The 26,044-nt window shown below is 59.3% G+C and carries 29 protein-coding genes; 16 read left to right on the top strand and 13 right to left on the bottom strand.

Annotation, left to right across the window (positions count from 1 at the left end):
• Positions 1–22: 22 nt before the first annotated feature.
• Both MME58_RS00845 and dadA read right to left on the bottom strand, forming a co-directional pair.
• Positions 23–376, bottom strand: coding sequence for a RidA family protein (locus MME58_RS00845; RefSeq protein ID WP_055005618.1), 354 nt, complete (start codon positions 374–376; stop codon positions 23–25).
• Positions 348–1,649 (bottom strand): D-amino acid dehydrogenase, encoded by a 1,302-nt coding sequence (dadA, locus tag MME58_RS00840; protein ID WP_055005619.1) that lies wholly within the window; start codon positions 1,647–1,649, stop codon positions 348–350. Before dadA ends, MME58_RS00845 begins: the two co-directional genes overlap by 29 nt.
• 157 nt (positions 1,650–1,806) lie before the next feature.
• Between dadA and dadR the strand changes: the two genes are divergently transcribed.
• A complete protein-coding gene (dadR, locus tag MME58_RS00835) occupies positions 1,807–2,295 on the top strand; it encodes a transcriptional regulator DadR (RefSeq protein WP_054984702.1) in 489 nt (162 codons plus the stop codon).
• A gap of 72 nt (positions 2,296–2,367) precedes the next feature.
• Here the strand turns inward: dadR and MME58_RS00830 are convergent, their stop codons facing one another.
• The gene (locus MME58_RS00830) at positions 2,368–2,721 is read right to left on the bottom strand and encodes a YkgJ family cysteine cluster protein (RefSeq protein WP_055005620.1); all 354 of its coding nucleotides are present in this window, start codon (positions 2,719–2,721) and stop codon (positions 2,368–2,370) included.
• A gap of 105 nt (positions 2,722–2,826) precedes the next feature.
• Here MME58_RS00830 and MME58_RS00825 point away from each other — a divergent pair, with 105 nt between their 5' ends.
• Positions 2,827–4,143: an NAD(P)/FAD-dependent oxidoreductase gene (locus tag MME58_RS00825; protein ID WP_055005621.1), complete on the top strand. Its 1,317-nt coding sequence runs from the start codon at positions 2,827–2,829 to the stop codon at positions 4,141–4,143.
• Between the two features lie 6 nt (positions 4,144–4,149).
• Here MME58_RS00825 and MME58_RS00820 read toward each other — a convergent pair whose 3' ends face one another.
• Positions 4,150–4,401 carry a DUF1127 domain-containing protein gene (locus MME58_RS00820; RefSeq protein ID WP_054984699.1) on the bottom strand — a complete coding sequence of 84 codons (252 nt, stop codon included), beginning with the start codon at positions 4,399–4,401 and terminating at the stop codon, positions 4,150–4,152.
• Between the two features lie 174 nt (positions 4,402–4,575).
• Between MME58_RS00820 and MME58_RS00815 the strand changes: the two genes are divergently transcribed.
• Together MME58_RS00815 and MME58_RS00810 are read left to right on the top strand one after the other, a co-directional pair.
• On the top strand, positions 4,576–5,997 hold the full coding sequence (locus MME58_RS00815) for an aminotransferase-like domain-containing protein (protein WP_055005622.1): 1,422 nt from the start codon (positions 4,576–4,578) through the stop codon (positions 5,995–5,997).
• Positions 5,998–6,069: 72 nt separating this feature from the next.
• The gene (locus MME58_RS00810; protein WP_055005623.1) at positions 6,070–7,650 is read left to right on the top strand and encodes a phospholipase D family protein; all 1,581 of its coding nucleotides are present in this window, start codon (positions 6,070–6,072) and stop codon (positions 7,648–7,650) included.
• Here MME58_RS00810 and MME58_RS00805 read toward each other — a convergent pair.
• On the bottom strand, positions 7,647–8,795 hold the full coding sequence (locus tag MME58_RS00805; protein ID WP_054984696.1) for an MFS transporter: 1,149 nt from the start codon (positions 8,793–8,795) through the stop codon (positions 7,647–7,649). The genes MME58_RS00810 and MME58_RS00805 overlap by 4 nt on opposite strands.
• Before the next feature lie 112 nt (positions 8,796–8,907).
• Between MME58_RS00805 and MME58_RS00800 the strand changes: the two genes are divergently transcribed.
• Complete coding sequence (locus MME58_RS00800; RefSeq protein ID WP_054984695.1) at positions 8,908–9,159, top strand: hypothetical protein; 252 nt, start codon at positions 8,908–8,910, stop codon at positions 9,157–9,159.
• 62 nt (positions 9,160–9,221) lie between these two features.
• Here MME58_RS00800 and MME58_RS00795 read toward each other — a convergent pair whose 3' ends face one another.
• A complete protein-coding gene (locus MME58_RS00795) occupies positions 9,222–10,715 on the bottom strand; it encodes an aldehyde dehydrogenase (protein ID WP_055005637.1) in 1,494 nt (497 codons plus the stop codon).
• 235 nt (positions 10,716–10,950) lie between these two features.
• On the opposite strand from MME58_RS00795, the gene MME58_RS00790 reads away from it, so the two are divergent.
• The gene (locus MME58_RS00790) at positions 10,951–11,319 is read left to right on the top strand and encodes a cupin domain-containing protein (protein WP_054984694.1); all 369 of its coding nucleotides are present in this window, start codon (positions 10,951–10,953) and stop codon (positions 11,317–11,319) included.
• 80 nt (positions 11,320–11,399) lie between these two features.
• Positions 11,400–11,603 carry an I78 family peptidase inhibitor gene (locus MME58_RS00785; RefSeq protein ID WP_054984693.1) on the top strand — a complete coding sequence of 68 codons (204 nt, stop codon included), beginning with the start codon at positions 11,400–11,402 and terminating at the stop codon, positions 11,601–11,603.
• Positions 11,604–11,763: 160 nt separating this feature from the next.
• Here MME58_RS00785 and rpmG read toward each other — a convergent pair whose 3' ends face one another.
• Together rpmG and rpmB are read right to left on the bottom strand one after the other, a co-directional pair.
• Entirely contained in the window at positions 11,764–11,919 is a 156-nt protein-coding gene (gene rpmG / locus MME58_RS00780) for a 50S ribosomal protein L33 (protein WP_002551515.1), read from the bottom strand.
• Between the two features lie 11 nt (positions 11,920–11,930).
• Positions 11,931–12,164, bottom strand: a complete 234-nt coding sequence (rpmB, locus tag MME58_RS00775) for a 50S ribosomal protein L28 (protein ID WP_002551514.1) — start codon at positions 12,162–12,164, stop codon at positions 11,931–11,933.
• A gap of 363 nt (positions 12,165–12,527) precedes the next feature.
• Between rpmB and MME58_RS00770 the strand changes: the two genes are divergently transcribed.
• On the top strand, positions 12,528–14,114 hold the full coding sequence (locus MME58_RS00770; RefSeq protein WP_054984692.1) for an ABC transporter substrate-binding protein: 1,587 nt from the start codon (positions 12,528–12,530) through the stop codon (positions 14,112–14,114).
• Between the two features lie 121 nt (positions 14,115–14,235).
• Here MME58_RS00770 and radC read toward each other — a convergent pair whose 3' ends face one another.
• Positions 14,236–14,910: a RadC family protein gene (radC, locus tag MME58_RS00765; protein WP_054984691.1), complete on the bottom strand. Its 675-nt coding sequence runs from the start codon at positions 14,908–14,910 to the stop codon at positions 14,236–14,238.
• A gap of 135 nt (positions 14,911–15,045) precedes the next feature.
• Between radC and coaBC the strand changes: the two genes are divergently transcribed.
• The 4 genes from coaBC to argB are packed head-to-tail and all read left to right on the top strand — an operon-like array spanning position 15,046 to position 20,287.
• Positions 15,046–16,254 carry a bifunctional phosphopantothenoylcysteine decarboxylase/phosphopantothenate--cysteine ligase CoaBC gene (gene coaBC, locus MME58_RS00760; protein WP_054984690.1) on the top strand — a complete coding sequence of 403 codons (1,209 nt, stop codon included), beginning with the start codon at positions 15,046–15,048 and terminating at the stop codon, positions 16,252–16,254.
• 6 nt (positions 16,255–16,260) lie between these two features.
• Positions 16,261–16,716, top strand: a complete 456-nt coding sequence (gene dut, locus MME58_RS00755; RefSeq protein WP_005731629.1) for a dUTP diphosphatase — start codon at positions 16,261–16,263, stop codon at positions 16,714–16,716.
• Between the two features lie 51 nt (positions 16,717–16,767).
• A complete protein-coding gene (locus MME58_RS27520) occupies positions 16,768–19,353 on the top strand; it encodes a phosphomannomutase/phosphoglucomutase (protein WP_054984688.1) in 2,586 nt (861 codons plus the stop codon).
• A 28-nt stretch (positions 19,354–19,381) separates the two neighbouring features.
• The gene (argB, locus tag MME58_RS00745; protein ID WP_024674997.1) at positions 19,382–20,287 is read left to right on the top strand and encodes an acetylglutamate kinase; all 906 of its coding nucleotides are present in this window, start codon (positions 19,382–19,384) and stop codon (positions 20,285–20,287) included.
• 126 nt (positions 20,288–20,413) lie between these two features.
• Here the strand turns inward: argB and MME58_RS00740 are convergent, their stop codons facing one another.
• Together MME58_RS00740 and pyrE are read right to left on the bottom strand one after the other, a co-directional pair.
• Entirely contained in the window at positions 20,414–21,046 is a 633-nt protein-coding gene (locus MME58_RS00740) for a hypothetical protein (RefSeq protein ID WP_055005624.1), read from the bottom strand.
• A gap of 10 nt (positions 21,047–21,056) precedes the next feature.
• Complete coding sequence (gene pyrE, locus MME58_RS00735; RefSeq protein ID WP_054984686.1) at positions 21,057–21,698, bottom strand: orotate phosphoribosyltransferase; 642 nt, start codon at positions 21,696–21,698, stop codon at positions 21,057–21,059.
• A gap of 82 nt (positions 21,699–21,780) precedes the next feature.
• On the opposite strand from pyrE, the gene MME58_RS00730 reads away from it, so the two are divergent.
• Positions 21,781–22,560 (top strand): exodeoxyribonuclease III, encoded by a 780-nt coding sequence (locus tag MME58_RS00730; protein WP_002551505.1) that lies wholly within the window; start codon positions 21,781–21,783, stop codon positions 22,558–22,560.
• A gap of 67 nt (positions 22,561–22,627) precedes the next feature.
• Here the strand turns inward: MME58_RS00730 and MME58_RS00725 are convergent, their stop codons facing one another.
• Both MME58_RS00725 and rph read right to left on the bottom strand, forming a co-directional pair.
• Positions 22,628–22,996 (bottom strand): DUF4870 domain-containing protein, encoded by a 369-nt coding sequence (locus tag MME58_RS00725; protein ID WP_054984685.1) that lies wholly within the window; start codon positions 22,994–22,996, stop codon positions 22,628–22,630.
• Positions 22,997–23,016: 20 nt separating this feature from the next.
• Positions 23,017–23,739 carry a ribonuclease PH gene (rph, locus tag MME58_RS00720; protein ID WP_003313989.1) on the bottom strand — a complete coding sequence of 241 codons (723 nt, stop codon included), beginning with the start codon at positions 23,737–23,739 and terminating at the stop codon, positions 23,017–23,019.
• A gap of 313 nt (positions 23,740–24,052) precedes the next feature.
• On the opposite strand from rph, the gene MME58_RS00715 reads away from it, so the two are divergent.
• The 3 genes from MME58_RS00715 (at position 24,053) to rpoZ (ending at position 25,984) form a co-directional block, all read left to right on the top strand.
• Positions 24,053–24,916, top strand: a complete 864-nt coding sequence (locus tag MME58_RS00715) for a YicC/YloC family endoribonuclease (RefSeq protein ID WP_055005625.1) — start codon at positions 24,053–24,055, stop codon at positions 24,914–24,916.
• Positions 24,917–24,929: 13 nt separating this feature from the next.
• On the top strand, positions 24,930–25,574 hold the full coding sequence (gene gmk / locus MME58_RS00710) for a guanylate kinase (RefSeq protein ID WP_054984683.1): 645 nt from the start codon (positions 24,930–24,932) through the stop codon (positions 25,572–25,574).
• Positions 25,575–25,720: 146 nt separating this feature from the next.
• Positions 25,721–25,984: a DNA-directed RNA polymerase subunit omega gene (gene rpoZ / locus MME58_RS00705; protein ID WP_054984682.1), complete on the top strand. Its 264-nt coding sequence runs from the start codon at positions 25,721–25,723 to the stop codon at positions 25,982–25,984.
• The last annotated feature ends 60 nt before the right edge of the window (positions 25,985–26,044 follow it).

Below are 26,044 nucleotides of genomic sequence, written 5' to 3'. Positions count from 1 at the left end.
AAACGCATCGGGCACAGCAGTATCAAGGCAACGCAGCGACAACCGACATCTCGACGAGGATTTCCGGCTCGCACAGTCGGGCCTCGACCGTTGCACGTGCAGGCGCGAACCCCTTGGGCAGCCATTTGTCCCAGACGCTGTTCATACCGGCAAAATGCGCGTCGATGTCTTTCAGGTAGATCGTGACCGACAGAATACGGGTCTTGTCAGTGCCGGCCAGGTCGAGCAGGCGCTCGATACTGTTCAGGATCTCTCGGGTCTGTTGCTCGACACCTGCGGTCATGTCATCGCCGACCTGGCCCGACAGATAGACGGTGCCATTGTGGACAACGACCTGACTCATGCGCTCATTGGTGAGCTGGCGCTGGATTGACATGCTGTGCATTCTCCTGAGTGTTGCCGTAACGAGAGATATCGAGACCTTCGGCACTGATACGGGGTGTCTTGCGGGCAATGAGGTCTGCCAGCAAGCGGCCGGAACCGCACGCCATCGTCCAGCCCAGTGTGCCATGGCCGGTATTGAGGAACAGGTTGCGCAACGGCGTTGCACCCACAATCGGTGTGCCATCGGGAGTGGTCGGACGCAACCCGGTCCAGAAACTGGCCTGGGCCAGGTCGCCGCCCTGAGGATAGAGGTCACCGACGATCATCTCCAGTGTTTCGCGCCTGCGCGGGTTGAGCGACAGGTCAAACCCGGCGATTTCCGCCATGCCACCGACCCGGATCCGGTTGTCGAAGCGGGTGATGGCAACTTTGTAGGTTTCATCGAGAATGGTCGACGTCGGTGCCATCGCAGGGTCAGTGATCGGCACTGTCAGCGAATAACCCTTCAGCGGATAGACCGGGGCCTTGATGCCCAGCGGCTTGAGCAGTTGCGGAGAGTAACTGCCCAGCGCCAGCACATAACGGTCGGCGGTTTCCAGCTTGCCGTCGATCCATACGCCCTTGATACGGTCACCCGCCTGGTCAAGGCGTTCGATGTTCTGCCCGTACCTGAACTCGACACCCAGCGCCACGGCCATTTCTGCCAGGCGCGTGGTGAACAGCTGGCAATCGCCGGTCTGGTCGTTGGGCAGCCGCAGTGCGCCGCTGAGGATACCGGTCACACCGGCCAGCGCAGGCTCGACGCGGGCAATGCCGTCGCGATCCAGCAATTCATAAGGAACGCCTGACTGCTCGAGCACGGCAATGTCCTTGGCGGCATTGTCCAGTTGCGCCTGAGTACGGAACACCTGAGTGGTGCCCAGGCAGCGCCCTTCGTAGGCAATGCCGGTTTCCAGGCGCAGTTCATCGAGGCAGTCACGGCTGTATTCGGACAGGCGCACCATGCGCTCTTTATTGACGGCATAGCGGCTGGCCGTGCAGTTGCGCAGCATTTGCGCCATCCACAGGTATTGGTCAATATCGGCCGTGGCCTTGATTGCCAATGGCGCATGACGCTGCAACAACCATTTGATCGCCTTCAGCGGAACACCGGGTGCCGCCCATGGCGATGCATAGCCCGGCGAGACCTGACCGGCATTGGCAAAACTGGTTTCCATCGCGGCGGCAGGCTGACGGTCGACGACGGTCACCTGGAAACCGGCACGCGCCAGATAATAAGCACTGGTTGTACCGATTACACCACTTCCAAGGACCAGAACGCGCATGTCGATGACCTCATCGCGGATATCCGCTGACGTTTTGAAGTTTTAAGCAAGATTGTGCGCAGTATATTGAGCAATGGGCAGTGCTTCTCACTGTATAAACATCTATATTTGGCGTTTATTCCCGGCGATAAACGCTTTGGTAGAGGGGAAACCACCCATGCGCACTCAACACCAGTCAAATCGTGAACTGGACAAGATCGACCGCAATATCCTGCGCATCCTTCAGGAAGACGGACGTATCTCGTTCACCGAACTGGGCGAGCGGGTAGGCCTCTCGACCACGCCATGTACCGAACGGGTTCGCAGGCTGGAGCGCGAGGGGATCATCATGGGTTACAACGCCCGCCTGAACCCGCAAAGCCTGAAGGCCAGTCTGCTGGTGTTCGTGGAAATCAGTCTGGACTACAAGTCTGGCGACACCTTTGAAGAGTTTCGCCGGGCCGTGTTGAAGCTCCCGCACGTACTGGAGTGCCATCTGGTATCGGGCGACTTCGACTACCTGGTCAAAGCGCGCATTTCCGAGATGGCCTCCTACCGCAAGCTGCTGGGCGATATCCTGCTCAAGCTGCCCCATGTGCGCGAGTCCAAGAGCTATATCGTGATGGAGGAAGTGAAAGAGAGCCTGAACCTGCCGATTGCCGACTGATCCGGGGCGCATTGCGAAAAGTCGGCGAGCAAAGGTCGGGCAAGGCAAAAACAGCTACCTTACGCACAACGCCTAGACCAGTACCTGCCGGGTCGAGGCCATGTACTGATGAATCTGTTTTTCGACCCGAGGGTGAATCAGCTCGACCGGGCGACGGCCATTCGGGCATGGCAGGCTTTCGGTGGTGCCGAACAGACGGCAAATCAGCGGGCGTTCGTCATACACGGTGCAGCCTTGCGGGCCGAGGTGCACACAGTTGAGTTCATTGAGCGCCGCTTCCTGCTCCACGGCAGTCTTGCGCGGCAGGCGCGACATTTCTTCGGGCGAGGTCGTGACCGGACCGCAGCAGTCATGGCAGCCTGGCACACACTCGAACGAAGGGATATGGCGGCGCAGATCACTTATTTTCTGACGGTTACAACTCATTGAATCGACCATTCCTGCACAATGCGCAGAGTTTGCCCCAGTTGGCAGGCTCATGACAGCGGCTTATCCTCCCGACACGCCTTCCCCCGCCAACAGGACCCACTCATGAACGCCCGCGTTCGGCACCCGACGCTTCACGACGACCGGCATGTTGCCTCTTATTACGCCGCGAGCAGCCATCCGCAACCGGATCACCCTGCGCTGCAAGGCGAAGTGTCAGTTGACGTGTGCGTGGTGGGCGGCGGATTTTCCGGCCTCAATACCGCCATCGAACTGGCCGAACGCGGGCTGAGTGTTGCGCTGCTTGAAGCGCGCAAAATCGGTTGGGGTGCCAGCGGGCGTAATGGCGGCCAGTTGATTCGCGGGGTCGGTCATGGCGTCGAACAATTTGCCAGCGTCATCGGCAGCGATGGCGTGCGGCAACTGAAGCTGATGGGCATCGAGGCTGTCGAGATCGTGCGTCAGCGTATCGAACGACATGGCATCGATTGCGACCTGAAATGGGGTTATTGCGATCTGGCCAACAAGCCGCGTGATCTGCATCACCTTGCCGAAGATGCGCAAGAGCTGCGCAGCCTCGGCTACCGCCATGAGTTGAAGTTGCTGCAACCGGATCAGATGCGCGATGTGGTGGGCTCCGATCGCTACGTCGGCGGCCTGATCGACATGGGCTCCGGGCACCTTCATCCGTTGAACCTTGCCTTGGGTGAAGCTGCCGTTGCGCAGTCACTGGGCGTTCAGTTGTTCGAGCACACTGCGGTGACGAAGATCGACTACGGTCCGCAGGTCAAAGTGCATTCGGCACATGGATCAGTGCTGGCGAAAACACTCGTGCTGGGCTGCAACGCCTACCTCAACAACCTGAATCCGGAAATCAGCGGCAAGGTTTTGCCTGCAGGCAGCTACATTATCGCGACCGAACCCTTGAGCGAGACCCAGGCCCGTGAAGTGTTGCCGCAGGACATGGCGGTCTGTGATCAGCGGGTAACGGTGGATTACTACCGGCTGTCAGCCGACCGACGTTTACTGTTCGGGGGTGCCTGTCATTACTCGGGCCGTGACCCGCAGGATATCGCCGCCTACATGCGACCGAAGATGCTGGATGTGTTCCCGCAACTGGCCAGCGTGGCAATCGACTACCAGTGGGGCGGAATGATCGGTATCGGTGCCAATCGCCTGCCGCAAATCGGCCGGCTCAAGCAGCACTCCAATGTGTTCTACGCTCAGGCCTACTCGGGCCACGGCCTCAACGCCACACATCTGGCAGGCCGGTTGCTGGCTGAAGCCATCGCCGGGCAACACAGCGATGGCTTCGAGCTGTTCGCCAGGGTGCCCCACATGACCTTTCCGGGCGGCAAGCACTTGCGCTCGCCGTTGCTGGCATTGGGCATGCTCTGGCACCGACTGAAAGAGCTGCGCTGAGGAGACTCAGGGCCTCCAGAACGGTTTCATCGCTTCGATCCGCGCCTGCCGGAAATCCAGCCCGATATCGCGCAATTGATCGTCCGTCATTTCCAGCAAGGTGCGACGGGAAGTCCAGCGGTGCCGGTACAGTGCCCAGCGGCCCATGCCTGCCAGCAGATCGGCCTTGTTCGAACGAATCGTCCTGACCGCAGTTGGCCGATAGTCATTCAGTTCCTGGCTGTGAAGCGCAAGGCGCACATCGCTGAACCCGTTCATTTGCAATTCCCTCATCCTGGTTGGGTATGGGTCTATGATGAAGCGGGCGGCAAAACCATTACAGATTCAAAATTCCATTATATTTTCCATACAGAAGATGCAAAAACCGCTCTGAATGCTATATTTTTGCCCAATCTGTATTGCTCTACATCCTGCACAACCTGAGAGTACGTCATGACGCTCTACGTCAACCTCGCCGAACTGCTCGGCTCGCGGATCGAAAACGGCTTCTATCGCCCCGGCGACCGCTTGCCATCGGTACGCGCGTTAAGTGTCGAACACGGCGTCAGCCTGAGCACCGTGCAGCAGGCGTACCGGGTGCTGGAAGACAACGGTCTGGCGTCGCCGAAACCCAAATCCGGCTATTTCGTATCGAGCAGTCGTGCAGCCCCCGCGCTGCCTGCTGTCGGGCGACCTGTCCAGCGGCCTGTGGATATCTCTCAATGGGATCAGGTGCTGGACCTGATTCGCGTGGCACCTCTCGAAGCCGTCACGCAACTGGGACGTGGCATGCCGGATGTCACCAGCCCCACCCTGAAACCGTTGATGCGCGCCCTGAGCCAGTTGAGTCGCCATCAGGACATGCCGGGGCTTTATTACGACAACATTTACGGCGTGCGCAGACTGCGCGATCAGATTGCCAGGCTGATGCTCGACTCGGGCTGCAACCTGACCGCCAATGACCTGATCGTCACCAATGGCTGCCATGAAGCCCTGTCGGCGAGTGTTCGGGCCATCTGCTCGCCGGGCGACATTGTGGCGGTGGACTCGCCAAGCTTTTTCGGTGCCATGCAGACGCTGAAAGGCGTGGGCATGAAAGCACTGGAAATCCCCACCGACCCACTGACCGGCATCAGCCTCGAAGCGCTGGAGCTGGCGCTGGAACAGTGGCCGATCAAGGTCATCCAGCTGACCCCCAACTGCAACAACCCACTGGGTTACGTCATGCCCGAAGCTCGCAAGCGTGCGCTGCTGACGCTGGCACAACGGTTCGATGTGGCAATCATCGAAGACGATGTGTATGGCGATCTGGCTTACAACTACCCTCGCCCGCGCACCATCAAATCCTTTGATGAAGACGGCCGTGTCCTGTTGTGCAGCTCGTTTTCCAAGACGCTGGCACCAGGACTGCGGATTGGCTGGGTAGCGCCGGGACGTTATCTGGAGCAGGTACTGCACATGAAATACATCGGCACGGGCTCGACTGCTCCGCAGCCGCAGTTGGCTATCGCTGACTTCATCGAAGCCGGCCACTACGAGCCGCATGTGCGACGCATGCGTACCCAGTACCAGCGCAGTCGCGACCAGATGATCGACTGGGTGATGCGCTATTTCCCCGAGGGCACCCGCGCCAGCCGCCCGCAAGGAGGCTTTATGCTCTGGGTGGAGCTGGCCGAAGGCTTCGACACGCTGCGCCTGAATCGAGCCTTGCTGGGCAAGGGCGTACAGATCGCCGTGGGCAGTATTTTTTCGGCCTCGGGCAAGTACCGCAATTGCATGCGCATGAACTTCGCGGCCAAGCCGGACCGTGAAATCGAGAACGCCGTGCGTATCGTCGGCGAGACCATTGCGCTATTGAATGCGCAAACTGACTGACGCTGGCAAATCTTTCCCGGTTTTGCAGGTCTTATCGCCAAGTCGAGCCATGTCCAGACGCGGAAAACACATTTGAACAACTCATGGGCCTTGCCCTTTTGCCTGCTGGTTGCATTGTGCGTCAGCGGTTGCGCACACCAGCAAATCGCCAGCGAGCCAAGCCAGGTCATGCCGCCTTCGGGTTCTGCGTTCGGCCGCTCGATTCAGGCCATGGCCATGCCGCACGAAGGCCGTTCCGGCTTCCGCCTGCTGCCTGACAGCAGCGATGCCTTCAAGGCGCGCGCCGAACTGATCCGTAACGCCAAAAGCAGCCTCGACCTGCAGTATTACATCGTCCACGATGGCCTGAGCACACGCGCCCTGATCGATGAACTGCTCAAGGCGGCAGACCGTGGCGTTCGTGTGCGCATCCTGCTGGACGACACCACCAGCGACGGGCTGGACCAGGCCATCGCCACACTCGCCGCCCACCCGAACATTCAGATCCGCCTCTTCAACCCGCAAAACCTGGGTCGCGAGACCGGCATCACGCGCAGCCTCGGGCGCTTGATGAACCTGTCGCGTCAGCACCGGCGCATGCACAACAAACTCTGGCTGGCCGACGGCAGCGTGGCCATCGTTGGCGGACGCAATCTGGGTGATGAGTACTTCGACGCCGAACCGAACCTGAACTTCACCGATATCGACATGCTGAGCGTGGGGCCGGTCGCCGAGCAGCTCGGTCACAGCTTCGATCAATACTGGAACAGCACGCTCAGCAAGCCTATCGATGCGTTCATGTATTTCCTGCCGGACGGCGAGGATCTGGCCGAGGCCCGGCAGCGACTGGACGATTCGCTGGAACAGGCGCATCAGCAACACAAGGCGCTTTATGAGCGGTTGATGGCCTACAAGACTCAACCACGCATGAAAACCTGGCTGAACGAGCTGGTCTGGGCGCATAACCAGGCACTGTGGGACGCACCGACCAAAGTATTGGCGCAGGGCGATCCCGATCCGCATCTGCTGCTGACCACGCAGTTGGCCCCCGAACTGCTGAACACTCGCAAGGAACTGATGCTGATCTCGGCCTACTTTGTACCGGGCCACGAAGGTTTGCTTTATCTGACTGGCCGTGCCGACGCGGGCGTCAACGTCAGCCTGCTGACCAACTCTCTCGAAGCCACTGACGTGCCTGCCGTGCATGGAGGTTATGCGCCTTACCGCAAGGCGTTGCTGGAGCATGGTGTAAAACTGTTCGAGCTGCGCCGTCAGCCGGGTGATACCGAGACCATGCGCGGCAGCGGCCCGCATTTGTTCAAGAAAAGCAGCTCGCTGGCCAGCTCAGAATCAAGCCTGCACAGCAAGGCGATGATTTTCGACCGGCAAAAAGTCTTTGTCGGCTCATTCAACTTCGACCCGCGCTCTGTGCTGTGGAACACCGAAGTCGGCGTCTTGGTCGACAGTCCGCAACTGGCCGAAGAGCTGCGCGAACTGACGCTGCAGGGCATGGCCCCGTCACTCACCTACGAGGCGAAGCTTGAGGACGGCAAAGTGGTGTGGGTGACCGAAGACAATGGCCAGACCCATACGCTGCACACCGAACCGGGCGACTGGTGGAGGCGTTTCAACGCATGGATGAGTCGCGCCATCGGCCTTGAAAGAATGCTTTAAGCGGGCGCAGCCTGGGCGTCCCCGAATGCTCCGCGCCGCCTGATCAGAATCAGCAGGCCCAAGGCACCCGCCGCCATCATCAGCGGCAATGCCTCACCGCTGACCCACTGACTGCCAGCGCCCGCTATCAACGGGCCCAGCAGGCAGCCGATGCCCCACAACTGAGCGACATGCGCATTGGCGCGGACCAGTGAATCATCGCGGTAACGCTCGCCGATCAGGATCAGCGACAGGGTAAAAAGCCCGCCTGCACTGGCACCGAATACGGTCCAGAGCGGCCAGATCAGAACGCTGTCGATCAGCAGTGGCACCAGCAGACTGGACGCCAGCAACAAGACGGCGCATCCGCTAAACATCGCGCGCCGCGAGATGCGGTCAGCGAGCATGCCGATCGGCAATTGCAGCAATGCGTCACCGACCACCACCACGCTGACCATGATCAGGGCAATTTCCGGGGTAAAGCCGTGGCGTATGCAGTAGAGCGGCAACAGCGTCAGAATCAGCGCTTCGAACGCAGCAAACAGGGCGACCGCCCAGGCGATGGCGGGCATGCCGCGACAGAACCCGAACAGGTCGGCAAACGTTACGTTGCAGGACTCGGTCGAAGGCGCACCCGTGCGTCCCAAAAGCAGGAACGGAGAACCGACCAGCAGCAACACGCCGATCCAGAAACCATAGTCGGCCTGAGTGCCGATAACGCCCAGCAACAGCGGACCAGCCAGTTGGCTCAATGCGTAGGTGCTGCCATACAGCGCGACCAGCCGCCCGCGCAAACGCTCGATGACCAGCTGATTGATCCAGCTTTCACCCAGCACAAAGACAATGGTCAGAATGACACCCAGCGCCAGACGCAAGATCAACCAGATGCCGTAATACGGCAGCAGCGCCAGCGCACCGACCGACACGGCCCCGCCCCACAGGCACAGACGCATCAGCCTGGCCGTGCCGAAGCGCGCTGCCAGACGACTGGCCAGCGCCGCGCCGAGCAGCACGCCCACCGCGGGCATCGCCGCCATGATGCCAATGGCAAACGAGCCATAGCCCCAGCCTGCCAGCCGCAATGAAACCAGCGGCATGCTGACGCCCATTGCCAGACCGACACCCAGCACCGACGCCAGTACGGCAAAATAAGTACCCCAACGCATTTTCAAACTCCTGCTCGGCGTTGCGCTACGCGCTTATCGCCCTGTACAAATCCTGAAATGCCTATCGTGCCAATGCTCCGCGCTGGCATGCATGAAAAACAAGGGGAGTTCCATGGTGAGTGAGACCTCTGAATTGCTGGTCACATTGGACAAGCTGATTCTGTCATTGAAATGCACAGGTAAAACGGGGCCTGCGGAATTCTTCGCGAAGAAGTCTATCGAACTGCAGGCAGGGGGCACCGCCGATGCTGCGCTTCAAGGACTTTCGACCTGTATCGCAATTGCACAGTATGGTGATTTCACTTTCAGCGAAGAGCGGCTACTGGAAGCGGTTGTGGAAGCCGCTATTAGAGGCCGCAATTAGATAGCGCCAGACAGCTATCGCTCCTCGCGCCCCAATGTTGGAGCAAGCGTAAAGGTTGCGCCTTACAACTTGATCCAGGTGGATTTCAGCTCAGTGTATTTGTCGAATGCGTGCAGCGATTTGTCGCGGCCGTTGCCCGATTGTTTGAAGCCGCCGAACGGCGCGGTCATGTCGCCGCCGTCGTACTGGTTGACCCACACACTGCCTGCGCGCAAAGCTCTGGCAGTCAGATGCGCCCTGGAAATGTTCGCGGTCCACACTGCGGCGGCAAGACCATACGGCGAGTCATTGGCGATCTGGATCGCTTCCTCGGCGCTGTCGAACGTCAACACCGAGAGCACCGGGCCGAAGATTTCCTCCTGAGCGATTTTCATGGCGTTGTTCACCCCATCGAAAATGGTCGGCTCGACGTAGGTGCCGCCGGTGTCCTGGAGAACGCGCTTGCCGCCCGCCACCAGCCTGGCACCGTCAGCATGGCCCGCTTCGATGTAGGACAACACGGTATTCATCTGCTGCGTATCAACCAGTGCGCCTACGTTGGTTGCAGGATCAAGCGGGTTGCCGGGTTTCCAGGTGGCCAGCGCTTCAATCACCATCGGCAGGAAACGATCCTTGATGGAGCGCTCGATCAACAGCCGCGAGCCGGCGGTGCAGACTTCGCCCTGATTAAAGGCAATCGCGCTGGCGGCTGCATCGGCGGCGGCCTGCAGATCCGGGGCGTCGGCAAAGACGATATTAGGGCTCTTGCCACCGGCTTCCAGCCAGACGCGCTTCATGTTCGATTCGCCCGCATAGATCATCAGTTGCCTGGCGATTTTGCTCGAACCGGTAAACACCACAGTGTCCACGTCCATCTGCAGTGCCAGCGCCTTGCCGACGGTATGGCCGTAGCCCGGCAGTACATTGAGTACGCCTGCAGGAATACCCGCCTCAATGGCCAGCTGCGCAATGCGAATGGCGGTCAGCGGAGACTTCTCGGACGGTTTCAGGATGACGGAGTTGCCGGTGGACAGCGCAGGACCCAGCTTCCAGCAGGCCATCATCAGCGGAAAATTCCACGGCACGATGGCGGCCACGACACCCACCGGTTCGCGTGTGACCAAACCAAGCTGGTCATGGGGCGTTGCGGCGACTTCGTCATACAGCTTGTCGATGGCCTCTCCGCTCCAGCTCAACGCTCTGGCAGCGCCGGGTATGTCGACACCGAGCGAGTCGCTGATCGGTTTACCCATGTCCAGGGTCTCAAGCAAGGCCAGCTCTTCGGCGTTTTGCTTGAGCAGCCCTGCGAAACGGATCATGGTTTCCTTGCGCCGGGCCGGGGCCAGCCGCGACCAGGCTCCCGAGTCAAAGGCACTGCGCGCACTGTCTACGGCGCGCTGGGCGTCGGCGGCGTCGCAACTGGCGACCTTGACCAGCAACCGGCCATCGACCGGGCTGACACAATCAAACGTCTCGCCGGAGGCAGCTGCGGTATATTCCCCTTGAATGAAGGCACGGCCTTCGACCTTCAAATTCTGGGCGCGTTGTTCCCAGTCAGCACGAGTCAGGGTGGTCATTTGCATGTCCTCCTCTTGTTGAATGTGGGTGTGTCATGGTTGATTAAAGACACAATCTGAAATTTTTCAGGAAGGTCATCACCCTAAACCAGCGGCCTTGGAAAACCAATATATTTGACACAGACAGCCTTTAATCGGCTTTTCTGTTGATTTTATTAAACAGACCTGCTCACGACCAAGGCACTAACGCCTCGCTCGCTCGTCAAAACGTCAACGCACTCAAGAAGGGGCCAACATGAGCATCGAAAGCATCGTCGATTTCAGCGAAGCCAGCACCGCCGCCGAGCACTATCGGCCCGCACCGGAAAAAGTCTTCAAGGGCGATCCGGCGCAAACCCTCTACAACCACTACAACAGCCCCTGCGGCCAGATGAGCGCAGGCGTCTGGAATGGCGAGCCAGGGCAGTGGCAGGTGAATTATTCCGAGCATGAGTATTGCGAGATCGTGCAGGGCGTTTCAGTGCTGCGCGATGAGCAGGGCAATGCCAAAACTCTGCGCGCAGGCGATCGTTTTGTGATTCCGGCGGGCTTCAAAGGGACTTGGGAGGTGCTGGAAACATGCCGCAAGATTTATGTGGTGTTTGAAGGGGATGCACATAAATAAGTACCGCGTCATTCAGGGCTTTCTGAGGGATTCTGAGCGTGTCAAGTAAGGGACATTCACTCAAAAAAAGGATTTTGAACATGACCAACGAAGTTATCACCCAGACACTTCAGTACCTTGTAGGCAGCCGCTATGTACCTACCGTCAAAGCCTACATCAGCGAAATTACCGGTCTTCAGAAGGTGCTCGGCCCTGGCGACATGACTACCCACGACCTCAACCCGAATCGACTGAACGTCAATGTCGACAAGGCTGGTCTGGTGTCCGGCTTCAGCTTTGGCTGATCAGAAGCGCACATCTTCGCGGCACGACAGCAGCTTCGTGCTTGAAACGCCCGGCGCATAGCCGGGCGTTTGGCTGCCTGGGTACTGCTGGCAGCTACGTCAGGAGCACAGGCACAAAAAAACCCGCCGAAGCGGGGTTTTTTGTAGCCGACAGAATCAATTACTTGATTTTGCCTTCTTTGTAGATCACGTGCTTACGTACAACCGGATCGAATTTTTTGATTTCGATTTTATCCGGGGTAGTACGTTTGTTCTTGTCGGTGGTGTAGAAATGGCCTGTACCAGCGCTCGACACCAAACGGATCAATTCACGCATGATTTTCTCCCTTAAATTTTGCCGTCGCGACGCAGTTCAGCGAGCACAACTTCAATGCCACGCTTGTCGATGATACGCATGCCTTTAGCAGATACGCGCAGACGAACAAAACGCTTCTCGCCTTCAACCCAGAAGCGGTGATGCTGCAGGTTTGGCAGGAAACGACGACGGGTTTTGTTGTTTGCGTGGGAAATGTTATTCCCAGTCACCGGACCCTTACCGGTAACTTGACATACTCTCGACATGCCTCAGCCCTCTAAAACCACATGCCCAACCCGGCATGGGTTGGCCGCTTAATCTCTCAGTCATTTGGCGCCAGGCGCCGCGTTTCTTTAAGGGTCTTACCGGCTACACCTACAGTGAAGGAACCGGGCCCCTAGAAAAGAGCGCTGCTTTATACCAGAAAGCCTTTGCCGCAACAACAGGCAAAGCACTTCAGGCCGAATGAATCCGCCCTGTGCGGCGCTATGCTCAAGCAATGCGGGGGTACAGGCAAATCGACCGCTCGTCGCACCGTGACGATTGTTCTACGCCAATACATGGTCTAGGGTTAGTCCCTCACCAGACTGCGCCGGCAGATGGGGCCCTTCTGAACAGGAAATAACGCCATGCGCCTAGCTGCACTCCCTTTTTTGCTTGTTCCGCTATTGCTTCCGATTGCCGCTCAGGCATCGACCCTTGCTGTCTGCACCGAGGCCAGCCCTGAAGGTTTCGACGTTGTGCAGTACAACTCGCTGACCACAACCAATGCATCAGCCGACGTGCTGATGAACCGCCTCGTGGACTTCGATGCCAAGAGCGGCAAGCTGGTCCCGAGCCTGGCAGAAAGCTGGAGTGTGTCCGAAGACGGACTGACTTACGACTTCAAGCTGCGCTCGGGGGTAAAATTCCATACCACGGACTACTTCAAGCCGACCCGCGATCTGAGCGCCGATGACGTGCTGTTCAGCTTCCAGCGCATGCTCGACCCGCAGAACCCGTGGCACAAGATTGCCCAGAGCGGCTTCCCGCACGCGCAATCCATGCAACTGCCCGCCCTTATCAAAAATATCGAAGCGCCTGACGCGCACTCCGTGCGCTTCACCCTCAATCGAGCAGACTCGACCTTCCTTGCCACATTGAGCATGGGCTTTGCCTCGATCTATTCGGCGGAATATACCGCTCAGCTGTTGAAAGCAGGCACCCCGGAAAAGCTCAACAGTCAGCCGATCGGTACCGGACCATTCGTGTTCAAGCGCTTCCAGAAGGATGCCGTGGTGCGTTATGAGTCGTTCAAGGACTACTTTGCGGGCAAGTCCGATGTCGACACGCTGGTGTATGCCATCACCCCGGACGCCAATGTGCGGTTGCAGAAAATCCGTCAAGATGAATGCCAGATAGCACTGTCGCCCAAGCCACTGGACATTCAGGCAGCCAGCAAGGACGACTCGCTCAAGGTCGAGAAGACCGAAGCGTTCATGACCGCCTTTGTCGCGATCAACAGCCAGCACCCGCCGTTCGACAAACCGGAAGTTCGTCAGGCCATCAATCTGGCGTTCGACAAGGCCAACTACCTGAAAGCCGTGTTCGAAGGCACCGCCGAGACAGCCAATGGACCTTATCCGCCCAACACCTGGAGCTATGCCAAAGACCTGCCCGGCTATCCGCAGGACATTGCCAAGGCCAAGGCGCTGCTGGCCAAGGCCGGTGTGAAGGAAGGTTTCAAGACCACTATCTGGACGCGACCTTCCGGCAGCCTGCTGAACCCGAACCCGAGTCTGGGCGCTCAACTGCTGCAGGCTGATTTGAAAAAGATCGGCGTCGACGCCGAGATCAAGATCATTGAATGGGGCGAGTTGATTCGGCGCGCCAAGGCCGGTGAGCATGACCTGCTGTTTATGGGCTGGGCGGGTGACAATGGCGATCCGGATAACTTCCTGACTCCGCAGTTCTCATGTGCGGCCGTGCAGTCGGGCACCAACTTCGCCCGCTATTGCAACAAGACGCTGGACAAGCTGATAAACGACGGCAAGTCCATCAGCAATCAGGCTGAACGCAGCAAGCTGTACCACCAGGCTCAGCAGCAGATACAGCAACAGGCGCTGTGGATTCCTCTTGCTCACCCAACCGCTGCAGCCTTGGTACGCAAGGACGTGACGGGCTATCAGGTCAGCCCGTTCGGGAGGCAGGACTTCTACAAGGTCCAGGTCAAATAAGCCGCCATACCGCCCTGGGCCTCTTTGCGTAATTGGCGTGGAGCGAACCGGGCATAAGCCTGAACGCCCATTTCCGGGTTCTTCAGGACTTGTGTACCACGATGAGCGCGGAGCGTGGGTGCTACATCAACCCGCGCTCCACCATCGACAGCGGCTCGCCGTCGCCCACGATCACGTGGTCCAGCACATGAACATCGACCAGCAACAGCGCTTCCTTGAGGCGCTTGGTCAGGTCGATGTCGGAGCGGCTGGGCGTTGTAATGCCCGAGGGATGGTTGTGGCAGAGGATCAGGCTGGCGGCGTTGTGCGCCAGCGCCCGCTTCACTACCTGACGTGGGTGCACGTAGGACGCATTGATCGTCCCGCGAAACAGGATCTCGAAGGTCATGACCCGGTGCTTATTATCGAGAAACAGGCAGGCGAAGACTTCATGCGGCTCGTGTCGAAGCTGGGCCTTGAGGTAGTTGCGCACCTGGGCCGGGTTTTCCAGCGCTGAATCGCGGCGCAATGACTCGGCCATGTGCCGGCGCGCCATCTCCATGACGGCCTGTAACTGAGCGAATTTTGCCGGTCCCAGCCCCAGTTGAGCGGTGAAAGCGGGCTGATCAGCATCCAGTAACGATCTGAGCCCGTCGAATTGATTCAAGAGGTGACGCGCCAGGTCTACGGCGCTTTTTCCGGCCACGCCGGTGCGTAAAAAGATCGCCAGCAATTCGGCATCCGAAAGGCTCGCCGCCCCCAGCTTCAACAAGCGTTCCCGCGGGCGTTCGGCCGCGGGCCAACTGCGAATACTCATAGCACCTCCATGTGGTTGGGCACCGCTGTTCCACTGCGGTCGCTGTGCTATCTTAGCCCATCTTTTTTGCGCGACGATCTGGCCTGGGGAGGCGTCATGGCCGTCGCGTATTCACTCGACCAAAAAGGCAGGTCTATGCAGCGGCTGTATCGAAAACGCATCGTTCTTGGCGTCGGCGGCGGCATCGCGGCCTACAAGAGCGCTGAACTGGTCCGCCGCCTGCGCGATCAGGGCGCTGAAGTACGTGTCGTCATGACCAAGGGCGGAGCAGAATTCATAACGCCTCTGACCATGCAGGCCCTTTCCGGGCATCCAGTGCATCTGGATCTTCTCGATCCGGCCGCCGAAGCGGCGATGGGCCATATCGAACTGGCCAAATGGGCCGACCTGATCCTCATGGCACCGGCCACTGCCGACCTGATCGCGCGTCTGGCGCAAGGCATCGCCAACGACTTGCTGACCACCATCGTGCTGGCCACCGATGCCACGGTCGCCATCGCACCGGCGATGAATCAGGCGATGTGGCGTGATGCCTCCGTGCAGGCCAACACCCGACTGCTTGAGGAACGTGGCTTTCGTGTGTTCGGGCCAGCCTCCGGCAGCCAGGCCTGTGGCGATGTCGGCTTCGGGCGGATGCTGGAAGCCGACGATCTGGCCCAGTGCGCAGCCGACTGTTTTCAGCGTCTGAGCCTGACGGGCAAGCATGTACTGATCACCGCAGGCCCGACCCAGGAAAACATCGACCCAGTGCGCTACATCACCAACCACAGCTCGGGAAAAATGGGTTTTGCGCTGGCCGAAGCGGCTGTTGAAGCCGGGGCGCGCGTCACGCTGATCACCGGCCCGGTCAACCTGCCGACACCGGATCGCGTCTCGCGCATCGATGTCGTCAGTGCCCGCGACATGCTGGCAGCCTGTGAAGCAGCCATCCCCTGCGACCTGTTCATAGCCTCGGCAGCGGTGGCGGACTACCGCCCGGAAGTTGTTGCCCCGCACAAATTGAAGAAAGATCCTTCAAACGGTGATGGCTTGCTGCTGCAGATGGTCCGTAATCCGGATATTCTGGCGACCATCGCAACCCGCCCGGACCGCCCCTTCAGTGTCGGCTTCGCCGCCGAGACCGAGCACCTGCTCGACTATGCCGCGCGCAAACTGAAGGACAAGAACCTCGACCTGATTGTCGCCAACGATGTCGCTAATCCCAGCATCGGTTTCAACAGTGAAGAGAACGCTTGCAGCGTGATTGACCGGGCGTTGCACGCAACACTTTTCGCTCAGACCAGCAAGGCCAAGATTGCTCGCCAGCTGATCACTTTTATCGCCGAACGCATGAATCAGGTTTAACTACGAATGCACGCTCTACAAGCCAAGATCCTCGACCCTCGCATTGGCAACGAATTCCCGCTCCCGGCCTACGCCACTGTCGGCTCGGCTGGTCTGGACCTGCGTGCCATGCTCAAGGAGGACACGGTCCTCGAGCCCGGCCAGACCCTGCTGATCCCTACCGGACTGTCGATTTACATCGGCGATCCGGGCCTTGCCGCGCTGATCCTGCCGCGCTCCGGCCTGGGTCACAAACATGGCATCGTCCTGGGTAATCTGGTGGGCCTGATCGACTCCGATTATCAAGGCGAGCTGATGGTGTCCTGCTGGAACCGTGGCCAGACCGCCTTCAACATTGCGGTGGGCGAGCGCATTGCACAACTGGTGCTGGTGCCTGTGGTACAGGCGCACTTCGAACTGGTTGAAGCGTTTGACGAAAGTCAGCGTGGCGCAGGCGGCTTCGGTCACTCCGGCAGCCATTGATCGTCATTCGGCAAACAATCCGGGTTCGCAGCAAGGCTCAGGGAGAGGTCGGTGAAAGGCAGTCAGCACAGCGCTTCAAAGCACGCCGTACAGGCCGACAACTCACCTCCGGTGGCAAGCCTCGGCGGGCTTGCGTCCGGCCTCGTCCCAGCGGCTATCGGCCTGATAATCGCTGCGGCGCTGGTTTGGGTCGCACTGATGACCAGCCCGCAGCAGCAGGATCAGCTTGTCCAGGCATGGGGCGGCAGTCAGGCGGCAGCGGTGAACCTGGCGCTGCGCCAGATCAATGCCGACACTCAGTCGGCTGCCTCCGGTGCAGCGCTTGCCCAGACGCTTCAGAGCAATGATGCCTCTGCCTTGCTGGCGGCGCAGGATCGATTCACCCGCTGGGACGGCCTGGCAGGCGCGCGGCTTTACCCCAAGGGGCTGGCCGACGTCGATACGCAAGGCACGCTGCCGGTGAGTTTTGCCACGCTGGATATGCTCAACAAGGCCGCACAGGGTGAAGTCGTCGCCCCGGAGGCTCGCAAGGTCGGCGAACGCTGGCTGATCTATAGTGCGGCGCCCGTGCGTGCCGCTGCCACCCAACCGGTCGTGGGCACGTTGCTGCTGGCCTTTGATCTGCAGCGCCTGCTCAACGCCTTGCCCGCACTCCCTGCCGAGGTCGGACAAGTGGTCCTCAGCCAGCAGTTCGGCAGCGGACCGGCACAGGTTTTCCTCCAGCGCGGTCAGGCAGAGGGTGGCAGACCTCAGGTGTTCGATACCGGCTATTCAGGCTGGAAATTTGAATTCACGCCCGGTCCCGGCCTGAAAACTTCATCTTCCGTCGTGCTTTTGCTGCTGGCGCTGGTTATCGCTGCAGCGGGCATGCTGCTTGGTCTGCATCGTAACGAGCGGGCCCTGCAAAAGCGTATTTGTGCAGATGCACGGCAACTGGATCAACTGCTCCAAGAACTCTCACGCGGAAAAGCCGTCAAACCCTTCGGTTTGAGCCTCCCCGCCCTTAGCGGTCTGGCTCAGGCCCTCGCTCGTGTCTCGCTTCGCGGTCAGCCTCAGGCAGTGCCTGCCCTGGTTGCGGATGAGCAGCGCGATGCAGATATTGCCAAAGGCAGTGCTTCGTCCACAGTAGCTGCGTCACGCACCGACTGGACCGATCCACTGTTTCAAGATACCGATATCCTTGATATCGACCTTCTCGACGAAAACCAGGACTTCCTGAGATCGGAGCACCCCCTCGCTATGAACAGCCCAGCATCCGTTGCACCCAACCTTCCCGAGAATATTTTCCGCGCCTACGACATCCGTGGCGTGGTCGGAGACACCCTCCACGCTGAAACCGCCTACTGGATCGGCCGCGCCATCGGCTCCGAAAGCCTGGCGCAGAACGAACCCAACGTCAGCGTTGGTCGCGATGGCCGTCTTTCCGGCCCGGAGCTGGTGCAGCAACTGATTCAGGGCCTGCACGACAGCGGCTGCCATGTCAGCGATGTGGGCCTGGTCCCGACGCCTGCGCTGTATTACGCAGCCAACGTGCTGGCCGGCAAGACCGGCGTGATGCTGACCGGCAGTCACAACCCCAAGGACTACAACGGCTTCAAGATCGTCATCGCGGGCGATACCCTCGCCAACGAGCAGATCCAGGCGCTGCACGAGCGCATCAAGACCAACAACCTGACGTCGCAGAAAGGCAGCATCACCAAAGTCGACATCCTCGATCGCTACTTCAAGCAGATCAAGGACGACATCGTCATGGCCCGCAAGCTGAAGGTCGTGGTCGACTGCGGCAACGGCGCAGCAGGCGTGATTGCCCCGCAGTTGATCGAAGCACTGGGTTGTGAAGTGATCTCCCTGTTCGCGGAAGTGGACGGCAACTTCCCTAACCACCACCCGGATCCGGGCAAGCTGGAAAACCTCCAGGACCTGATCGCCAAGGTCAAGGAAACCGGTGCCGATCTGGGTCTGGCGTTCGACGGTGACGGTGACCGTGTCGGCGTGGTTACCAACGCGGGCAATGTGGTGTACCCGGATCGCCTGTTGATGCTGTTCGCGCTGGACGTGCTCAAGCGCAATCCGGGTGCCGACATCATTTTCGACGTCAAATGCACACGCCGTCTGACTCCGCTGATCAGCGAGCACGGCGGCCGTCCGGTCATGTGGAAGACCGGTCACTCGCTGATCAAGAAAGAGATGAAGAAAAGCGGTGCCCTGCTCGCAGGTGAAATGAGCGGCCACATCTTCTTCAAAGAGCGCTGGTTCGGTTTTGACGACGGCATCTACAGCGCGGCACGCCTGCTGGAGATCCTTAGCCAGGAGTCGGCCAACGCCGAAGACCTGTTCGAAACCTTCCCGAACGATATTTCGACGCCTGAAATCAACATCAAGGTGACGGACGTCACCAAGTTCAGCATCATCGAAGCCCTTGAAACCGACGCGCAATGGGGCGACGCCAAACTGACCACTATCGACGGTGTCCGTGTGGACTATCCGAAGGGCTGGGGTCTGGTGCGCGCTTCCAATACCACGCCGGTACTGGTGCTACGCTTTGAAGCCGAGACCGAGGATGAACTGCAGCGTATCAAGGACGTGTTCCACGCAGAGCTCAAGAAAGTTGCGCCGGATCTCGACCTGCCATTTTGATTGTTTTTCCTTTTGACTGGAGCCCTGAATGACCCTCGAACGCGATGCCGCCTCTAATGTAGCCAAGGTCCTTTCCGAAGCGCTGCCTTACATTCGCCGCTTTGTCGGCAAGACGCTGGTTATCAAGTATGGCGGCAACGCCATGGAGAGCGAAGAGCTGAAAACAGGCTTTGCGCGCGACATCGTGTTGATGAAAGCGGTAGGGATCAACCCGGTGGTGGTTCACGGTGGCGGACCGCAGATCGGTGATCTGCTCAAGCGCCTGTCCATCGAGAGCCACTTTATCGATGGCATGCGCGTTACCGATGCGCAGACCATGGATGTGGTGGAGATGGTGCTCGGTGGTCAGGTCAACAAGGACATCGTCAACCTGATCAACCGTCATGGCGGCAGTGCAATCGGCCTGACCGGCAAGGACGCCGAGCTGATTCGTGCGAAGAAGCTCACCGTCACGCGCCAGACGCCGGAAATGACCAAGCCTGAAATCATCGACATCGGTCAGGTGGGCGAAGTAGTCGGGGTCAATACCGGGCTGCTCAACATGCTGGTCAAAGGGGATTTCATTCCGGTCATCGCGCCTATCGGCGTGGGTCCGGAAGGTGAGTCGTACAACATCAACGCCGACCTGGTAGCAGGCAAGGTTGCCGAAGCCCTCAAGGCCGAGAAGCTGATCCTGCTGACCAACATCGCCGGCCTGATGAACAAGCAGGGCGAGGTCCTGACCGGCCTGACCACTGAACAGGTCGACGGCCTGATTGCCGACGGCACCATCTACGGCGGCATGCTGCCCAAGATTCGTTGTGCGCTGGAAGCGGTTCAGGGCGGGGTCAACAGCTCGCACATCATCGATGGTCGAGTGCCCAATGCGGTCTTGCTGGAAATCTTCACCGACAGCGGTGTCGGTACCCAGATTACCAACCGTAAGCGGCATTGATTCAGACGCAACACTCAAAGGCCCCGTGAGCTGACACTCACGGGGCCTTTTTTGTGGGCGGATGACTGAGATCGCTTAGTGCTCGCGTTCAGCGCGGGCGTGCAGTTCTGGACACTCTGCGTCCGATTACTGAGTCAGTCGCTGGACGCGTGCACGGTCCACGGCGAAATCCGCTTCGGCCTTTACCCGTGCGGCCTGATAGCCGGCGATATCGGCTTGCAGTTTATGCTGCTGATCGCGCAAGTCATTCAACTGATCGACAAGCGCCTGCTGAACCGGACGCCCTGCGCGCTCCAGGTCGGCAGCCTGGCCTTGCAGACTGCGCTGCTGGGCCGCCAGCCCCTGGATATTGCCCTGAGCAACACCAACCAGTGCGTCCAGCTCTGCCAGCTTGCGCGCCTTGACGCGATCTACCTCTTCCACGCTGCTATAGAGGCTCAACAGTTGCGCATCGGCAGTGGCCTGGCGCTTGTCTGCTTCGGACTGACGAATCTGCTCGGCCGTAGGCGCAGGCGGCACGACCTGTATCACCCGGCCACGACCATTGAGCACTTCGTAGCCTTTGGCAACGTAGTCAGGCGGCACCCCTTGCGTATCGATCACGGTCACACCGCGGCTGTCGACGTAGCGATAAAGACGGGCCTCGGGCGCGTCTTCAGCCTGAGCCGGCACTGACACAAGCATGCCCGACGCCAGCCAGAGCCCCAAAACGCCTAGCGTAACCAATACCGAAGCCCGCTCCCTGCCGCTGACCGCCATGGCCTCGCCCTCAGATTCCGTATTGCGCGCGATAGGCTTCGACAGCAGGCAGATGCTGCTTGAGCTGCGGATCGTCGGCCAGGAACTCCAGCACCTGGTTCAGCGACACGATACTCACCACCGGGATAGCGAAATCACGCTCGACTTCCTGAATCGCCGACAGCTCGCCATTGCCGCGCTCCTGACGATTGAGGGCGATCAAAACGCCCGCCGCAGTCGCGTTCTGGTCCTTGATGATCTGCATGACCTCGCGGATTGCAGTGCCCGCCGTGATCACGTCGTCGATAATCAGCACATTGCCGACCAGCGGAGAGCCCACCAGGCTGCCGCCTTCACCGTGAGCCTTGGCTTCCTTGCGGTTGAAACACCACGGAAGATCCCGGTCATGATGCTCGGCCAACGCCACAGCAGTCGCCGATGCGAGCGGAATGCCCTTGTACGCCGGGCCAAACAGAACGTCGAAGGCAATACCGCTTTCAACCACCGCCGCTGCGTAGAAACGCCCCAGCTGTGCCAGTGCCGAACCGCTGTTGAACAGGCCCGCATTGAAGAAGTACGGGCTGGTGCGCCCGGACTTGAGAGTGAACTCACCGAAGCGCAGAACACCGCGATCGATGGCAAAACGAATGAAATCGCGTTGATACGCTTGCATGAAAAAAGCTCCGGATACCACGGATTTAGCTAATTAGGTAGAGCTCGGGTATCATACACGCACGTGATTTTTGGGGCCATTTATGCGGATCATCAGTGTGAACGTAAATGGCATTCAAGCTGCGGTCGAGCGTGGTTTGCTCAGCTGGCTGCAAGCTCAGAATGCCGACGTCATCTGCTTACAGGACACCCGCGCCTCCACCTTTGAACTGGATGATCCAGCCTTTCAGCTGGATGGTTACTTCCTCTATGCCTGCGAAGCCGAGGTTCCCGCTCAGGGTGGTGTGGCGCTTTATTCGCGGTTGCAGCCGAAGGCGGTAATCAGCGGCCTCGGCTTCGAGACAGCCGACCGCTACGGGCGCTACCTGCAAGCAGATTTCGACAAGGTCAGTATTGCTACCCTGCTCTTTCCGTCAGGGATGAATGGTGATGAAGACCTGAATCAGAAATTCAAGCTCATGGACGATTTCGGCAAGTACATGGACAAGCAGCGCCGCAAGCGTCGCGAATACATCTACTGCGGATCGCTCTATGTGGCGCAGCAGAAGCTCGACATCAAGAACTGGCGCGACAGCCAGCAGTCGCCTGGCTTCCTGGCCCCCGAGCGTGCCTGGATGGACGAGATTGTCGGCACCATGGGCTATGTCGATGCCCTGCGTGAAGTCAGCCGCGAAGGTGATCAGTACAGCTGGTGGCCGGATAATGAACAGGCCGAGATGCTGAATCTGGGCTGGCGCTTCGATTATCAGATCCTCACCCCGGGTCTGCGCCGCTTCGTACGCAGCGCTCGACTGCCACGCCAGCCGCGCTTCTCGCAGCACGCGCCGCTGATCGTGGATTACGACTGGACCCTGACGATCTGACAGCCAGACAGGCGCGAACACGAAAAAGCCGACTTGACGTCGGCTTTTTGCGTTGCCTGAAGTGATGCTACTTGATCAGGCGCAAGGTGAACGGATAGCGATAATCGACGCCGTCATTGGCTTTTATGCCGGCAATGATCGCAAGCACTGCGGCTCCGATTCCCACCAGCGTCAGTAACGCAAAGCCGATGACCAACAGAACCAGCAGCATGCTGACGGTGGCCGCAATGGCGACTGTGATCTGAAAGTTCAGCGCTTCCTTGCCTTGCGCGTCGATAAATGGATCGGCGTCTTTCTTCAACTGCCAGATAATCAGTGGGCCGAGCAGGTTACCGAACGGAAACATCAGTCCGGCAAATGCCGACAAATGACAGAACATCGCCCACTGGCGAGCGCTTTGAGGCGGTTTGCTGAACGGTTGCAAGCTGTCACTCATTATCGGACCCCTTCTGGATATCAGTCGGCCAACGCGGCGCGCTGCAATTCAAACAGCTCGGTCATGCCTTTCTGCGCCAGCGCAAGCATCGCGTTCAACTCTTCCGGCTGGAACGGCGCGCCCTCGGCGGTACCCTGAACCTCAATGAAGCCGCCCGCGCTGGTCATGACCACGTTCAGATCGGTTTCGGCAGCAGAGTCTTCCAGATAATCCAGGTCGAGCACCGGCTCGCCCTGATACATGCCAACCGACACTGCCGCAATCATCTGCTTGAGCGGATCACCGCCTTTCAGGCCGCCACGCTTCTTGATCACTTTCAGCGCATCGGCCAATGCAACCATGGCACCGGTAATCGATGCGGTGCGAGTGCCGCCGTCAGCCTGAATGACGTCGCAATCGACGTACAGGGTGACATCGCCCAGCTTGGACATGTCCAGCGCAGCGCGTAGCGAACGACCGATCAGGCGCTGGATTTCAAGGGTACGGCCGCCCTGCTTGCCACGGCTGGCTTCGCGCTGGTTACGCTCGCCAGTGGCGCGAGGAAGCATGCCATATTCGGCGGTCAGCCAACCCTGGCCCTGGCCTTTGAGAAAGCGTGGTACGCCGTTTTCGACGCTGACGGTGCAGATCACCTTGGTATCACCAAACTCGACCAGTACAGAACCCTCGGCGTGTTTGGTGTAGTTGCGGGTGATGCGGATCGAGCGGAGCTGATCGGCGGCGCGACCACTTGGACGTTTCATCTGGGATACCTGTACTGAGACGGAAAACTGCCGGGCATTATAGAGGCCACAGCCGCCGCTGGGCATCTCTAAAAGCCGCCAATGCCGATTGGCGGCGAACAGAATGCTCTGGGTCAAGGCTTTCAACGCGTTGGCAACGTCGCAAACAGCGCCTTGCATCACTTGTCACACTGCCGGATTGGGAGCCTGCCTCGCACTGCGCTACAATCCTGCGCCTCTGCAACCAGTCGGCTTTCACGACACCCATGACCGCCGACTGTGCGCGCTCATGAACCGAATCACGCTTTTGAAACCGAACCAAGAGGTATTTCCCATGGTGCACAGCATGACTGCCTTTGCCCGAGTAGAGCGGGCCGGTGCCCAGGGCACACTGAGCTGGGAACTGCGCTCGGTCAATCACCGCTACCTGGAGCCTCACCTGCGCCTGCCGGAGTCGTTCCGCGATCTGGAGGGCGCGATTCGTGAAGCGCTGCGTCAGGGCCTGTCACGAGGCAAGGTCGAATGCACCTTACGCTTTATCGAGGAAACCGCTGGCAAGCCGCTGCAGGTGGATCTGGAGCGCGCGGGCCAATTGATCGCCGCAGCAGAATCGGTTGCTGGCTTGATCAAACAGCCTGCGCCACTGAATCCGCTTGAGGTACTGGCATGGCCGGGCGTGCTGGTCGCCGATGCCAGCGATCCGCAGGTGTTGAACACCGAGGCACTGAAGCTGTTCAATGATGCGCTGACCGAATTGAAAAGCGGACGTGGTCGCGAAGGCGCAGACCTGGCCAGACTGCTCGATGACCGGCTGTCTGCCATCGTCGAAGAGGTCGCCACTCTGCGCACTCTGGTGCCACAGATGCTGGCCGCTCAACGCCAGAAAGTGCTGGATCGCTTTGCCGATATGAAAGCCGAGCTTGACCCTCAGCGCCTTGAACAGGAAATGGTCCTGTTGGCGCAGAAAAGCGATGTTGCCGAAGAGCTGGACCGCCTCAGCACGCACGTTACCGAAGTGCGCCGTGTGCTCAAGGCTGGCGGCCAGGCGGGTCGCCGCCTTGATTTCCTGATGCAAGAGCTTAACCGCGAAGCGAATACACTGGGCTCCAAGGCCTTTGACCCACGCAGCACGCAGGCTGCCGTCAACCTCAAAGTGTTGATCGAGCAAATGCGTGAGCAAGTGCAGAATATTGAGTAAGGCTGAACCTGACATGACCCATATCACCGGCACCCTGTACATCATTTCCGCACCCTCGGGCGCGGGCAAGACCAGCTTGGTCAAGGCCCTGATGGACGCCCAGCAAGAGCCTCAGCATGGCGCTCAGGCGAAGATTCGCGTCTCGGTTTCGCACACTACTCGCGCCATGCGCCCCGGCGAAGTGAACGGTGTTAACTACAACTTCGTCGATCGTGCCGAGTTCCTGCGCATGATCGAGCACGGCGATTTTCTGGAGCAGGCCGAGGTCTTCGGCAATCTGTACGGCACCTCGCAGAGCCACCTGCAGCAAACCCTGGACGAAGGCCATGACCTGATTCTGGAAATCGACTGGCAGGGTGCCCGGCAGGTTCGGGCGCAAATGCCGCACGCCCGGTCGATCTTCATCCTGCCGCCGACCCAACAGGCATTGCGCCAGCGTCTGACCAATCGTGGCCAGGACAGTGACGAGATCATCGAAGCCAGAATGCGTGAAGCGGTCAGCGAAATGAGCCATTACAACGAGTACGAATACGTAGTGGTCAATGACGATTTCGCCGGTGCGCTGGAGGACCTCAAGGCGATATTTCGCGCCAATCGCCTGACTCAACAGCATCAGCAGGAGCAATACAGCGAGCTGTTTCAGGAGTTGCTGGCCTGATCGAGCCGTTTCAGACACCCGGCAACAGGTTAAAAACAGGCCGTTGGTGGCGTGCCGCTTGATGACTGGTGCTGTCCGCTTGTAAACTATCGAGTCCGCTCGCCCATCCGGGCATCGCGCATCCGCATTTGCTACGAGGAATACCCATGGCCCGCGTAACCGTTGAAGACTGCCTAGAACACGTGGATAACCGCTTTGAGCTGGTCATGCTCTCTACAAAGCGTGCCCGTCAACTGGCAACCGGCGGCAAAGAACCAAAGCTGGCCTGGGAAAACGACAAGCCTACCGTTATGGCACTGCGTGAAATCGCGGCTGGCATGATGGACTACGCTGTAATCGCAGAAGCCGAAATTGTTGAAGATGAGCCATTGTTCGCAGCGTTCGAGGACGAGTCCAACGAGGCCGTCTAAGCCTATGCCAGGTCGACGTAGTACGGCGCAGGGTCAAAGCCATCGGCAAGGGGTAGCGCC

The sequence above is a fragment of the Pseudomonas syringae pv. tagetis genome, from assembly GCF_022557255.1.
Taxonomy (GTDB): domain Bacteria; phylum Pseudomonadota; class Gammaproteobacteria; order Pseudomonadales; family Pseudomonadaceae; genus Aquipseudomonas; species Aquipseudomonas caricapapayae.
The sequence above is the reverse complement of the archived record's forward strand: the minus strand, read 5'-3'. Positions and strand labels throughout refer to the sequence as shown.

Coding starts and splice junctions, on each gene's coding strand:
- MME58_RS00820 (WP_054984699.1), bottom strand. CDS start 4,401: ATGAACGGGTTCAGCGATGTGCGCCTTGCGCTTCACAGCCAGGAACTG.
- MME58_RS00785 (WP_054984693.1), top strand. CDS start 11,400: ATGACCAACGAAGTTATCACCCAGACACTTCAGTACCTTGTAGGCAGC.
- radC (WP_054984691.1), bottom strand. CDS start 14,910: ATGAGTATTCGCAGTTGGCCCGCGGCCGAACGCCCGCGGGAACGCTTG.
- MME58_RS00725 (WP_054984685.1), bottom strand. CDS start 22,996: ATGAGTGACAGCTTGCAACCGTTCAGCAAACCGCCTCAAAGCGCTCGC.
- rph (WP_003313989.1), bottom strand. CDS start 23,739: ATGAAACGTCCAAGTGGTCGCGCCGCCGATCAGCTCCGCTCGATCCGC.
- MME58_RS00805 (WP_054984696.1), bottom strand. CDS start 8,795: ATGCGTTGGGGTACTTATTTTGCCGTACTGGCGTCGGTGCTGGGTGTC.
- MME58_RS00740 (WP_055005624.1), bottom strand. CDS start 21,046: ATGGCGGTCAGCGGCAGGGAGCGGGCTTCGGTATTGGTTACGCTAGGC.
- pyrE (WP_054984686.1), bottom strand. CDS start 21,698: ATGCAAGCGTATCAACGCGATTTCATTCGTTTTGCCATCGATCGCGGT.
- MME58_RS00845 (WP_055005618.1), bottom strand. CDS start 376: ATGTCAATCCAGCGCCAGCTCACCAATGAGCGCATGAGTCAGGTCGTT.
- rpmG (WP_002551515.1), bottom strand. CDS start 11,919: ATGCGTGAATTGATCCGTTTGGTGTCGAGCGCTGGTACAGGCCATTTC.
- dadR (WP_054984702.1), top strand. CDS start 1,807: ATGCGCACTCAACACCAGTCAAATCGTGAACTGGACAAGATCGACCGC.
- MME58_RS00815 (WP_055005622.1), top strand. CDS start 4,576: ATGACGCTCTACGTCAACCTCGCCGAACTGCTCGGCTCGCGGATCGAA.
- MME58_RS00715 (WP_055005625.1), top strand. CDS start 24,053: ATGGTGCACAGCATGACTGCCTTTGCCCGAGTAGAGCGGGCCGGTGCC.
- MME58_RS00790 (WP_054984694.1), top strand. CDS start 10,951: ATGAGCATCGAAAGCATCGTCGATTTCAGCGAAGCCAGCACCGCCGCC.
- coaBC (WP_054984690.1), top strand. CDS start 15,046: ATGCAGCGGCTGTATCGAAAACGCATCGTTCTTGGCGTCGGCGGCGGC.
- MME58_RS00770 (WP_054984692.1), top strand. CDS start 12,528: ATGCGCCTAGCTGCACTCCCTTTTTTGCTTGTTCCGCTATTGCTTCCG.
- MME58_RS00795 (WP_055005637.1), bottom strand. CDS start 10,715: ATGACCACCCTGACTCGTGCTGACTGGGAACAACGCGCCCAGAATTTG.
- dadA (WP_055005619.1), bottom strand. CDS start 1,649: ATGCGCGTTCTGGTCCTTGGAAGTGGTGTAATCGGTACAACCAGTGCT.
- rpoZ (WP_054984682.1), top strand. CDS start 25,721: ATGGCCCGCGTAACCGTTGAAGACTGCCTAGAACACGTGGATAACCGC.
- MME58_RS00730 (WP_002551505.1), top strand. CDS start 21,781: ATGCGGATCATCAGTGTGAACGTAAATGGCATTCAAGCTGCGGTCGAG.
- MME58_RS00830 (WP_055005620.1), bottom strand. CDS start 2,721: ATGAGTTGTAACCGTCAGAAAATAAGTGATCTGCGCCGCCATATCCCT.
- rpmB (WP_002551514.1), bottom strand. CDS start 12,164: ATGTCGAGAGTATGTCAAGTTACCGGTAAGGGTCCGGTGACTGGGAAT.
- argB (WP_024674997.1), top strand. CDS start 19,382: ATGACCCTCGAACGCGATGCCGCCTCTAATGTAGCCAAGGTCCTTTCC.
- gmk (WP_054984683.1), top strand. CDS start 24,930: ATGACCCATATCACCGGCACCCTGTACATCATTTCCGCACCCTCGGGC.
- MME58_RS00825 (WP_055005621.1), top strand. CDS start 2,827: ATGAACGCCCGCGTTCGGCACCCGACGCTTCACGACGACCGGCATGTT.
- MME58_RS00800 (WP_054984695.1), top strand. CDS start 8,908: ATGGTGAGTGAGACCTCTGAATTGCTGGTCACATTGGACAAGCTGATT.
- dut (WP_005731629.1), top strand. CDS start 16,261: ATGCACGCTCTACAAGCCAAGATCCTCGACCCTCGCATTGGCAACGAA.